The following is a 12,080-nucleotide window of genomic DNA, read 5'->3' as shown; positions in this document are numbered from 1 at the left end:
ATCTCATTTTCTTTCTATTTATAGGTTTACTTCTCTGTTCATAAATCGTATGTACGCCTTTGTTTGTATGAGTTCATGTCATGCTATTGAACCTATCATTATCCCTTTCGGGATGGTTTCGAGGGACGTTAAGTCGTGGTAATTGTCTGGTATTTTTTCGAGGGAAAGGTAGGGGTAAAAGCGGAAAAAGCTAATCGAGTGTGGAGCCGATTAGCTTTTTAGCAAAACTTTATTTTAATTTTGTCAGGACTTTATTTGGTGGAGCAGGTCTTTTTTTTAATGTGACAATATAGATAAATAAAAATGCTGTAAGTCCTCCACATGTATCTACCATCACATCCCTTAATGCGGGTCCTCTTCCCGGAACAAATGATTGATGAAATTCATCTGAGCATGCATATAGAAATACTATTAATATTGAAGCAATAAAAATTTTCATATCTATCTTTTTACCTTTATTCATTGCTCTATATATTAGCATATATAAAATAAAATACTCAGTAAAATGAGATGCTTTTCTAACAATAAAATTACTCAAAGTTCCAAATATATTATTCAAATTTAGACCAAGCAAGTTGAATACATAAATGACAAATTTATTGTTTTCATTTGACACCTCTCCTACTTGACTAGAAAATATGAAAATTATTATCATCCACCCTATAACTAAAATCCAATTCAAATGCTTTTTTCGCATATAATCGCCCCTTAATTGTTCAAATTACCTTTTGCTTAAGAATTTAATTATGGTTTAATTGAATAAGTTTGTCAATATTCTATTTTGAAATTGAGACGAATGTACATATATACATTATAAAATGGATGATTATTTTATCCCAAGAAATCAGGTTCTTTAACATTATCTGCTCTTATTGCTTTTTTCATTATAGTAAGATCTATGGTTTGATTATATTTGTCAAAAGAGCAAGGGTATTTTGTACCACACTTATCACACTCTATAAATTCCTTAAAACAAGTCTGTTCCCTATTATCAAATAAAAAAGGAAGATTTTCTGATTCTTCATTGTCTATACTTGCATTTACTATGTCTATTTTATATGTATAAACAAAAGTGGCCTCATGTTTTATTTCAAAGTTTTTACCATTACATTTAGGACATATTAGTGATTCATTTATTTTCAATTTATAACTCCCTTTCTATTATAATATATTTATAGTATTTGTTTATTTCTCTTTCATACTCCCCTTATTATAATTTATTGTTTATGGTTATTATATAGCTCAAATATCCACTTTTAATGACTATTTGTAATTTTTCCGCTATATCTAATTTATTTAACATTATTAAACTCATTCATAAATTATTTTTATTTTCTTTATTTATGCACTTTTGTTGATCCAAATAATAGTTACCACATAGTATATATTGTAGGAATAATATAGAATGGATGTGTTATATTGAACTTATCATCTATTAAGAATCTCTTTAAAAAAAAGCATGAACCTAAACTTAAAGCATTAAATTTTATAAGATATATAGGCCCAGGCCTTTTAGTAACAGTAGGATTTATCGATCCAGGGAACTGGGCTTCAAATATTTCTGCCGGTGGCGAATATGGATATGCTCTACTTTGGATGGTAACCCTTTCAACAATTATGCTTATTCTTCTTCAACATAATGCTGCCCACCTTGGAATTGTAACCGGCAATTGTCTATCGGAAGCATCTACTGCCACATTAAACCCAAAGCTTAATCGCGTGGTGCTTGGTTCCGCTGTAATAGCCGCAGTTTCTACTGCCCTTGCAGAGCTTCTAGGCGGAGCTATTGCTTTAAATATGCTATTTGGTATACCTTTAAAACTTGGAACAATATTAGTTTTATGCTTTATATTATGGATATTATGTACAAATTCTTATAAAAAACTAGAAAAATGGATTATTGGCTTTGTCTCGCTTATAGGAATATCATTCTTATTCGAATTGAGCCTTGTGCATGTAGAATGGGGTAAAGCTATGGTGGGCTGGATTAAACCTTCTTTCCCAAGTGGATCCCTCCCAATAATAATGAGTGTCCTAGGAGCTGTAGTAATGCCTCATAATTTATTTTTGCATTCACAAGTAATACAAAGTCGTCAGTGGAATCTAGAAGATGAGAGTATAATAAAGAAGCAACTTAAATATGAATTTATGGATACTTTTTTTTCAATGATAGTAGGTTGGGCTATAAATAGCGCTATGATCCTTATCGCAGCAACTACTTTTTTTGCACAAAAGGTTCAAGTTACAGAACTTAGTCAAGCTCAACAAATGCTTACACCTCTACTTGGAAATACAGCATCAATTGTTTTCGCTATAGCCCTCCTTTTTGCCGGAATTTCTTCCTCAGTCACCGCAGGCATGGCAGGCGGAAGTATTTTTGCAGGAATATTCGGTAAAGATTATGATATTAACAATGTATACACTAAACTTGGAATAGGAATTACTTTAATTGGTGCTACAATAGCTATATTTTTTATAACAAATCCTTTTAAAGGTCTTATCTACTCACAAATGCTCTTAAGTATACAGCTTCCAATAACTATATTTCTACAGATATATTTAACTTCTTCTAAAAAAGTTATGGGCAAATATGCTAACAGTACACTAAGTAAAATAACTCTTTGGATTGTTGGACTTATAGTAACCGGGCTTAATATAATGCTATTACTAAGCCTCATAGCGTAAATCCACAAAACATAAAAAAGATATAGCCATAACTTCATTAGTTATGGCTATATCTTTTAATTTACAATTGCTCTAACCTAAAACTTTAGAACCCTTCTTACTTATCGTTATCTTCATTAATATCCTCTGTTGAGATATCCTTATTTTGAATCATATCTAGTGATTTTATATAGTCTTTTTTACCTTCATCAGGTAAACTATCCACATAAATACCACTTCTCGGAAATGCCATTAAAATCTCTTCTTGATGCAGTATATCCGATATTTCAAAATTTATATCTTCTTTTACTCTAAAGTATTCATCAAAATCTGGTGTATCAGCGAAATAACATACTATAATATCTAAACTAGCCGCACTCAATTTATCAAACCTAACAAGAATCCCTTCCTTATTAACCTGAGGATGATTCTCTAACATACTCCTAACTCTTGAGACACAAATCTCTAATTTTTGCCTAGATGTTATATAATTTAGTTCTAAACTAAAAGTAACTCTTCGTTTACCTCTTCTACTAAAATTTGTTACTGCTTCATTAGTTAATTTCGAATTAGGCACTATTATTAATGCTTCATCGATAGTTCTTATTTTAGTAGTTCTAAAAGAAATATTTTCTATACTACCTTCTAACACATCACTTTTAACCCAGTCTCCAATAGTAAAAGGTTTATCTAATATTATAGACATACCCGCAATAATATTAGCAGCTGCATCTTTAGCAGCTAGTGCAAATGCCAATCCACCTAGTCCAAGTCCCGCAATAAACCCTTGAATGTTATATCCCCATTTTTCAGCTATTATTGTAATAGCTAACGCTATTACTATTAATCTTAATGTTTTTGATATAAATGGGAATAATATTTTATCGACTTTTACATCATATGCTTTATGCATTCTCTCAAATAAAAGTGAAGATTCCCCTGTAAGATTGTAAAGTCCCCATGAAATTAATACTATTATGGCAGAACTAAAAATATTATTTATAACCACAAGCCCTATATAGAATGCATTTGTTAAAATTTTAAAAGCAAAATACAATCCCAGTACTTCGAAAAAATTAATCAATGGTCTTTCAAAAGCAGCTACTATTTTTGTATCTGCATTAAATTTTGTTTTATTAACAAGTTTTAATATTATTTTAAATACATACTTCGCAAATATTTTTTTTAGTAATAGAAATAACACGAAAACTCCAATAGCAAATCCAACATATCTAAGTTTAACATATGTTAATCCACTAAAAAAACCTTGTATTCCATCTTTTGCAAAAAAATCTACTATCGATTTAAACAAACAATCACACTCCCTTTTATCCTATGTTTAAGTATATAATCATTTTAAACTAATAATGTTATTTACTCAATAGATTATATATGAAGAATCATTTTTTTATTAGTATATAAGCCGTACAAAAAAAGACACTTCATATGAAGTGTCTTTTTTTGGTGGCTTACCGGAGAATCGAACTCCGGACACCATGATTAAAAGTCATGTGCTCTACCAACTGAGCTAGTAAACCATGTTTACCTGGCGACAACCTACTCTTCCACAAGGTCACCCCTGCAGTACCATCGGCGCATTGAAGCTTAACCTTCGTGTTCGGTATGGGAACGGGTGTTACCTTCAGGCCATAATCACCAGATGAGAATATAAATATTCTCTCAAAATTGCACAGTATTATCGCATTATTAATATTAATTGTTACTTATGTTATCTTGGTCAAGCCCTCGACTTATTAGTATTAGTCAGCTGAACATGTTACCATGCTTACACCTCTAACCTATCAACCTGGTGGTCTTCCAGGAGTCTTACTTGCACCACACTTACGTGTGGACAATGGGAAATCTCATCTTAGGGTGGGCTTCACGCTTAGATGCTTTCAGCGTTTATCCCTTCCAAACATAGCTACCCAGCGATGCCACTGGCGTGACAACTGGTGCACCAGAGGTTTGTCCATCCCGGTCCTCTCGTACTAAGGACAGCTCCCTTCAAATTTCCTACGCCCGCGACGGATAGGGACCGAACTGTCTCACGACGTTCTGAACCCAGCTCGCGTGCCGCTTTAATGGGCGAACAGCCCAACCCTTGGGACCTACTTCAGCCCCAGGATGCGACGAGCCGACATCGAGGTGCCAAACCTCCCCGTCGATGTGGACTCTTGGGGGAGATCAGCCTGTTATCCCCGAGGTAGCTTTTATCCGTTGAGCGATGGCCCTCCCACGAGGTACCACCGGATCACTAAGCCCGACTTTCGTCCCTGCTCCACTTGTAAGTGTCGCAGTCAGGCTCCCTTCTGCCTTTGCACTCTTCGCGCGATTTCCAACCGCGCTGAGGGAACCTTTGGGCGCCTCCGTTACTCTTTCGGAGGCGACCGCCCCAGTCAAACTGCCCACCTAACAATGTCCTGTGACCAGATTCATGGCCTCCAGTTAGAACCTCAGTACTGTCAGGGTGGTATCCCAAGGATGACTCCACACAGGCTGACGCCCATGTATCTTAGTCTCCCACCTATCCTGTACAGACAATACCGAAATTCAATGCTAAGCTACAGTAAAGCTCTACGGGGTCTTTCCGTCCAATCGCGGGTATCCAGCATCTTCACTGGAACTACAATTTCGCCGGATGTACTGTTGAGACAGTGCCCAAATCATTACGCCATTCGTGCGGGTCGGAACTTACCCGACAAGGAATTTCGCTACCTTAGGACCGTTATAGTTACGGCCGCCGTTTACTGGGGCTTAAGTTCATAGCCTCGCCGAGAGCAAGCTCTCAGCTAACTAATCCCCTTAACCTTCCAGCACCGGGCAGGCGTCAGCCCCTATACATCAGCTTTCGCTTTAGCAGAGACCTGTGTTTTTGCTAAACAGTTGCTTGGGCCTATTCTCTGCGACCTACTTACGTAGGCACCCCTTCTCCCGAAGTTACGGGGTCAATTTGCCGAGTTCCTTAACAGTAATTCTTCCGATGGTCTTAGGATTCTCTCCTCACCTACCTGTGTCGGTTTGCGGTACGGGCACCAATATCCTCGATAGAGACTTTTCTTGGCAGCGTGGAATCAGATACTTCAGCAATAAATTGCCTTCCCCATTACATCTCAGCGTTAAGAGCAAACGGATTTGCCTGCTTGCTCCGCCTAAATGCTTAGACACACATCCAATAGTGTGCACATCTTATCCTCCTGCGTCATCCCATTTCTAATAACGTCCATTGGTGGTATCGGAATATCAACCGATTGTCCATCACCTACGCCTTTCGGCCTCGGCTTAGGTCCCGACTAACCCTGAGAGGACGAGCCTTCCTCAGGAAACCTTAGGTTTTCGACCGTTAAGATTCTCACTTAACTCTCGCTACTCATGCCAACATTCTCACTTCTGTACCGTCCACCACTCCTTACGGTATGACTTCAGCCAGTACAGAAAGCTCCTCTACCGCTTACACAATTGTGTAAACCCATAGCTTCGGTGGTAAGTTTTAGCCCCGGACATCTTCGGCGCAGGATCTCTTGACTAGTGAGCTATTACGCACTCTTTGAATGAGTGGCTGCTTCTGAGCCAACATCCTAGTTGTCTTAGAAATCCCACATCCTTTTCCACTTAACTTACACTTTGGGACCTTAGCTGATGGTCTGGGCTGTTTCCCTTTTGACTACGGATCTTATCATTCGCAGTCTGACTGCCGAAATAAAAGTATATGGCATTCGGAGTTTGATAGGGTTCAGTAACTGTTGTCAGCCCCTAGCCCATTCAGTGCTCTACCTCCATTACTCAATTAATCGACGCTAGCCCTAAAGCTATTTCGAGGAGAACCAGCTATCTCCGAGTTCGATTGGAATTTCTCCGCTATCCACAGCTCATCCCATGGTTTTTCAACACCAACGTGGTTCGGACCTCCACGGAATTTTACTTCCGCTTCATCCTGGCCATGGATAGGTCACCCGGTTTCGGGTCTACGACATGCAACTAGAACGCCCTATTCAGACTCGGTTTCCCTTCGGCTCCGTACCTTAAGTACTTAACCTTGCTACATATCGTAACTCGTTGGCTCGTTCTACAAAAAGCACGCCGTCACACATAAAAAGTGCTTCGACCGGTTGTAGGCACACGGTTTCAGGTTCTATTTCACTCCCCTTCCGGGGTTCTTTTCACCTTTCCCTCACGGTACTTCTTCACTATCGGTCACTAGGTAGTATTTAGCCTTGGGAGGTGGTCCTCCCAGCTTCCCACAAGGTTTCACGTGTCTCGTGGTACTCTGGATTAGATCTGACTGTTCTTCCTTTTCATTTACAGGCCTATTACCTTCTGCGGAGCAGCTTTCCAGCTATCTTCAATTAAAGAATTGCAGTATTTATGATCTATCCTCAACCCCTAAGTCAAAGACTTAGGTTTGGGCTCATTCCCTTTCGCTCGCCGCTACTTAGGAAATCGATATTTCTTTCTCTTCCTCCGGGTACTTAGATGTTTCAGTTCCCCGGGTGTACCTCTGCATACCTATTTATTCAGTATGCAGTACATAGTTGTTACTATGTGGGTTCCCCCATTCGGAAATCTTTGGATCACAGGCTATTTGCGCCTACCCAAAGCTTATCGCAGCTTAACGCGTCCTTCTTCGGCTCCTAGTGCCAAGGCATTCGCCATGCGCCCTTTGTAGCTTGACCTTTGATTCTGTTTATTTTCATAAACTATTTTGTTTCTTAATATTAATTTTGCGAAATCATAATAAATTAACCTATAACCACTCTCGTGGATCTAAATCTTTTTAAAATAACTTTATACACTGTGCAATTTTCAAAGAACATTTTAAGAAAAACTATTAATTAATTAGCTCCTAAGAGTTAATATAATTAGTCTCTCAAAATTAAACAGAGAAATAGGAACGAGTAATTACAATAGATATTTTGAAGAATAATTAAATTCTTCTATTGCATCGACCGAAGTCAATACATCTACTCCCTAGAAAGGAGGTGATCCAGCCGCAGGTTCTCCTACGGCTACCTTGTTACGACTTCACCCCAATCATCGATCCCACCTTCGGCCGCTGGCTCCTTACGGTTACCTCACGGACTTCGGGTGTTACCAACTCTCATGGTGTGACGGGCGGTGTGTACAAGGCCCGGGAACGTATTCACCGCGACATGCTGATTCGCGATTACTAGCAACTCCGGCTTCATGTAGGCGAGTTGCAGCCTACAATCCGAACTGGGATGAGTTTTTGAGTTTGGCTCCACCTTGCGGTCTTGCATCTCTTTGTACTCACCATTGTAGCACGTGTGTAGCCCTAGACATAAGGGGCATGATGATTTGACGTCATCCCCACCTTCCTCCCGGTTAACCCGGGCAGTCTCACTAGAGTGCTCAACTTAATGGTAGCAACTAATGATAAGGGTTGCGCTCGTTGCGGGACTTAACCCAACATCTCACGACACGAGCTGACGACAACCATGCACCACCTGTCACCTTGTCCCGAAGGACTTCACTCATCTCTGAGTTATGCAAGGGATGTCAAGTCTAGGTAAGGTTCTTCGCGTTGCTTCGAATTAAACCACATGCTCCGCTGCTTGTGCGGGCCCCCGTCAATTCCTTTGAGTTTTAATCTTGCGATCGTACTCCCCAGGCGGAATACTTAATGTGTTAACGGCGGCACCGAGGTTCGACCCCCGACACCTAGTATTCATCGTTTACGGCGTGGACTACCAGGGTATCTAATCCTGTTTGCTCCCCACGCTTTCATGCCTCAGCGTCAGTTACAGTCCAGTAAGTCGCCTTCGCCACTGGTGTTCTTCCTAATCTCTACGCATTTCACCGCTACACTAGGAATTCCACTTACCTCTCCTGCACTCTAGACACCCAGTTTCAAATGCAGCACCCAAGTTAAGCTCGGGTATTTCACATCTGACTTAAATGTCCGCCTACGCATCCTTTACGCCCAGTAAATCCGGACAACGCTTGCCACCTACGTATTACCGCGGCTGCTGGCACGTAGTTAGCCGTGGCTTCCTCCTCTGGTACCGTCATTATCGTCCCAGAAGACAGAACTTTACAACCCGAAGGCCTTCATCATTCACGCGGCGTTGCTGCGTCAGGGTTTCCCCCATTGCGCAATATTCCCCACTGCTGCCTCCCGTAGGAGTCTGGACCGTGTCTCAGTTCCAATGTGGCCGATCACCCTCTCAGGTCGGCTACGCATCGTTGCCTTGGTGGGCCTTTACCTCACCAACTAGCTAATGCGCCGCGGGTCCATCTCAAAGCGAAATTCCGAAAAATTCCTTTGATGTTAAGATCATGCGATCAAAACATATTATGCGGTATTAATCTCCCTTTCGGGAGGCTATTCCCCTCTTTGAGGCAGGTTACCCACGTGTTACTCACCCGTCCGCCGCTAATTGACCCCGAAGGATCGCATCGCTCGACTTGCATGTGTTAGGCACGCCGCCAGCGTTCGTCCTGAGCCAGGATCAAACTCTCAATTTAAAAGTTTACACTTTTTTAGTTGAAATAATTAATCTGCGCCAACTGTTAAGTTGGTTAGCAAGCTCATTACATACTTTTAGTCTTACGACTAAATATTACTTTTACTAAAGTAATTGACTGGTTAAAATAAAATATTATTTCATTTCTTTACCTATTTCTCTGTTTAATTTTCAAAGACCAATTTTATTTGTCATCATGTGACGACTTCTACTATTATATCTGTTATTGCTTAAGTTGTCAACAGTTTTTTCAAATCATTTTATCTGTTGTTTCCTTATGCTTTTGTACTTTACTGCCACTCAATCTCAGCGACAAGTAATATAATATCATCTTTGACCATAATCAGTTTTGGTCTTTTTCTTTAATACGACAATTATACGTATTAATCTCTGTAATACTCTTGTATCATACACTTTCTTTATACTGACACACTAGGAATAGTATACCTATCAAAATTAATTAATTCTATCTATTACTAACAAGTAAAATATATGCCCCTACATTAATTAGATAGTAAATGAAGAGGACTTAACCATTTTATATTAGAAAGTTGGGAGATTATCTAAATTATCTTCTATAGTACTATTAGGTGATGACTTTATAACATCATTTCCATTTCTATTTTTACCAACAATCACTGACTCTACTGTCCCTATCTTTGCTAAAGCTAGCGCTTTGCTCACATCTAATTCTTCACCAGCACTAGTTAATACATTTGTAATATCTCCATCTGCATTTTTTCTAACCTTAACTATCTTCATAAAACACATCTCCTTATCAATTAGTATAGGTATAGTTCAAGTGTTAGAATTTTTATTAACTCCACACGTTAACTTTTACACTACAGGTTTAGTATTTCCCTTATTTCTAATATTTTATTACTATAAATTATATTAATTATTATTTATATTTTTCTACTCCTAATTTATTGGACTTTTAAATCCATTACCCTGAACCTCAGCTATATCTATTATAGAAATAAAAGCTCCTTGATCTATTGATTTTATTACTCTTTTAATTTGTGGTAATTGTCCTAAGGAAACAACACAATACATTATATTTTTCTTATGACTAGTGTATGCACCTTCCCCGTATAATAGAGTTACTCCTCTATGGCAATTATCCATTATCGCATCACTTACTTCTTTTTCTTTTTCTGATACAATTAGAAGCATTTTTCGACGATTTAACCCATTAACAACTTTTTCCATGACAGTAGAATTAATATACATAGAAATTAAAGTATATAATCCAACTCTAAAATTAAATATTACAGATCCAACAGCCACAATCAAAACATTTATTGCAAAGATTACTGTGCCTACTTCTATCCCATATTTCTTTTTAGCATATACAGCTACAATATCCAGGCCCCCTGTAGATCCTTCATTAGAAAAAATGATTCCAAGACCTATCCCTGAAAGCGCTCCCCCATATATACAATATAGTAGCCTATAAGACTCCTCAACCGGGGCGAGAACATTATTTAAGTGCACTGTAATAGTCAAAAAAACTGATAACGATATTGTTCCTAATATTGTAAATACAGTGAATTTCTTATTTATTTTAAAAATACTTAATATAAGCAGTGGGATATTTAATACTAATATCGTCGCACCCATAGGAAGATTAAATGTATACTGCAGCATTAACCCTATTCCCGAAATGCCTCCACTAAGAAGTTTATTTGGAATTACAAATAGATTTATTGCAATAGCTAAAATTAAACTTCCTAAAATAATAAGAAATATTTTTTTAATTAAATCTTTTAAATCATTACTAGCTATCTTTTGCATAGCTTATCCTCCTTATCTTATACTTGACTAGCATACAACTATTGGTTATTTTATGCACTATTTTTATATTCGATATAATTATATACCATTTAATCCTTAAAATATTAAATACAACTGTCTTATACTTTAACTTCTTATTAATTTAAATAAACCACTTATTTTAGCCAAATAAAAATATTTATGATACACTTAAGTGAGGTGATTTTATGAATAATTTATTAAATAATTGGAATGAACTTTTATTAGATGAAGTTAACAAAGATTATTATTTAAAATTGAAATACTTTTTAAAAGAAGAATATGAAAGTTCTTTGATATATCCTGAATTAAAGGATGTATTTAATGCACTTAAATATACTTCATATACTGACGTAAATGTTGTTATACTTGGTCAAGACCCTTACCATGGTCCTAGTCAAGCTCATGGCTTAAGCTTTTCTGTAAATCCAGGCGTAAGGATTCCCCCTTCATTATTAAATATATATAAAGAATTAAATACCGATTTAGGTTGTTATATACCAAACACCGGTTATTTAAAGAAATGGGCTGATCAAGGCGTTTTATTATTAAATACAGTCCTTACCGTTAGATCCGGAGAGGCTAATTCTCATAAAAACAAAGGTTGGGAAAATTTTACTGATAAAATTATCACTTTGTTAAATGAGAAAACAAAACCTATAGTTTTTATTTTATGGGGTAATAATGCTCAATCAAAACAATCTCTTTTAACAAATCCAATACATTACATAATAAAGTCTGCTCACCCAAGTCCATTATCTGCATACAGAGGTTTTTTTAACAGTAAACCTTTTTCTAAAACTAATAGTTTTTTGTTATCAGTAGGTGAAAAGGCAATTGACTGGCAAATTAATAATTATTCTGATAAAAAACGCTAAAAAAAACGTCTTAGAATTATCTAAGACGTTTTTGGTGGCTAAACCCGGAATCGAACCAGGGACACGAGGATTTTCAGTCCTCTGCTCTACCGACTGAGCTATTTAGCCATGTAACCTGGCGACAACCTACTCTTCCACAAGGTCACCCCTGCAGTACCATCGGCGCATTGAAGCTTAACCTTCGTGTTCGGTATGGGAACGGGTGTTACCTTCAGGCCATAATCACCAGATGAGAATA

Annotated in this window: 7 protein-coding genes, 2 tRNA genes and 4 rRNA genes; 2 read left to right on the top strand and 11 right to left on the bottom strand. The window is 37.7% G+C overall.

Going from position 1 to position 12,080, the window contains the following annotated elements:
• Positions 1–229: 229 nt before the first annotated feature.
• Complete coding sequence (locus A7L45_RS00440) at positions 230–697, bottom strand: VanZ family protein (protein WP_071610962.1); 468 nt, start codon at positions 695–697, stop codon at positions 230–232.
• Between the two features lie 134 nt (positions 698–831).
• On the bottom strand, positions 832–1,143 hold the full coding sequence (locus A7L45_RS00435) for a hypothetical protein (RefSeq protein WP_152749565.1): 312 nt from the start codon (positions 1,141–1,143) through the stop codon (positions 832–834).
• Between the two features lie 273 nt (positions 1,144–1,416).
• Here A7L45_RS00435 and A7L45_RS00430 point away from each other — a divergent pair, with 273 nt between their 5' ends.
• Positions 1,417–2,685: an Nramp family divalent metal transporter gene (locus A7L45_RS00430; protein ID WP_372445284.1), complete on the top strand. Its 1,269-nt coding sequence runs from the start codon at positions 1,417–1,419 to the stop codon at positions 2,683–2,685.
• 97 nt (positions 2,686–2,782) lie between these two features.
• Here A7L45_RS00430 and A7L45_RS00425 read toward each other — a convergent pair whose 3' ends face one another.
• From A7L45_RS00425 to A7L45_RS00395, 7 genes are all read right to left on the bottom strand, one after another.
• Positions 2,783–3,976, bottom strand: coding sequence for a mechanosensitive ion channel family protein (locus A7L45_RS00425; RefSeq protein ID WP_071610960.1), 1,194 nt, complete (start codon positions 3,974–3,976; stop codon positions 2,783–2,785).
• A 150-nt stretch (positions 3,977–4,126) separates the two neighbouring features.
• Positions 4,127–4,202, bottom strand: a tRNA-Lys gene (locus A7L45_RS00420).
• Between the two features lie 6 nt (positions 4,203–4,208).
• A 5S ribosomal RNA gene (gene rrf / locus A7L45_RS00415) occupies positions 4,209–4,325 on the bottom strand.
• Positions 4,326–4,398: 73 nt separating this feature from the next.
• Positions 4,399–7,337: ribosomal RNA gene (locus A7L45_RS00410) — 23S ribosomal RNA — on the bottom strand.
• A 299-nt stretch (positions 7,338–7,636) separates the two neighbouring features.
• Positions 7,637–9,150: ribosomal RNA gene (locus A7L45_RS00405) — 16S ribosomal RNA — on the bottom strand.
• The 16S, 23S and 5S rRNA genes sit together here with 1 tRNA gene alongside, the layout of an rRNA operon.
• Positions 9,151–9,692: 542 nt before the next feature.
• Positions 9,693–9,911 (bottom strand): DUF3892 domain-containing protein, encoded by a 219-nt coding sequence (locus tag A7L45_RS00400; protein WP_071610959.1) that lies wholly within the window; start codon positions 9,909–9,911, stop codon positions 9,693–9,695.
• A 159-nt stretch (positions 9,912–10,070) separates the two neighbouring features.
• Complete coding sequence (locus A7L45_RS00395) at positions 10,071–10,946, bottom strand: YitT family protein (RefSeq protein WP_071610958.1); 876 nt, start codon at positions 10,944–10,946, stop codon at positions 10,071–10,073.
• Positions 10,947–11,152: 206 nt separating this feature from the next.
• On the opposite strand from A7L45_RS00395, the gene A7L45_RS00390 reads away from it, so the two are divergent.
• Positions 11,153–11,842, top strand: a complete 690-nt coding sequence (locus A7L45_RS00390) for a uracil-DNA glycosylase (protein WP_071610957.1) — start codon at positions 11,153–11,155, stop codon at positions 11,840–11,842.
• Positions 11,843–11,874: 32 nt separating this feature from the next.
• On the opposite strand, the gene A7L45_RS00385 is transcribed toward A7L45_RS00390, so the two are convergent.
• Both A7L45_RS00385 and rrf (A7L45_RS00380) read right to left on the bottom strand, forming a co-directional pair.
• Positions 11,875–11,950, bottom strand: a tRNA-Phe gene (locus A7L45_RS00385).
• Between the two features lie 5 nt (positions 11,951–11,955).
• Positions 11,956–12,072, bottom strand: a 5S ribosomal RNA gene (rrf, locus tag A7L45_RS00380).
• Positions 12,073–12,080 lie beyond the last annotated feature (8 nt).

Origin of the sequence: Clostridium estertheticum subsp. estertheticum, from assembly GCF_001877035.1 — a bacterium.
Lineage (GTDB): Bacteria > Bacillota > Clostridia > Clostridiales > Clostridiaceae > Clostridium_AD > Clostridium_AD estertheticum.
Note: the sequence above shows the minus strand (reverse complement) of the source record. Positions and strands in the feature narration are given on the sequence as shown.

Excerpts from the sequence above, each read along its gene's own strand:
- A7L45_RS00440 (WP_071610962.1), bottom strand. The coding sequence starts at position 697 with ATGCGAAAAAAGCATTTGAATTGGATTTTAGTTATAGGGTGGATGATA.
- A7L45_RS00400 (WP_071610959.1), bottom strand. The coding sequence starts at position 9,911 with ATGAAGATAGTTAAGGTTAGAAAAAATGCAGATGGAGATATTACAAAT.
- A7L45_RS00395 (WP_071610958.1), bottom strand. The coding sequence starts at position 10,946 with ATGCAAAAGATAGCTAGTAATGATTTAAAAGATTTAATTAAAAAAATA.
- A7L45_RS00390 (WP_071610957.1), top strand. The coding sequence starts at position 11,153 with ATGAATAATTTATTAAATAATTGGAATGAACTTTTATTAGATGAAGTT.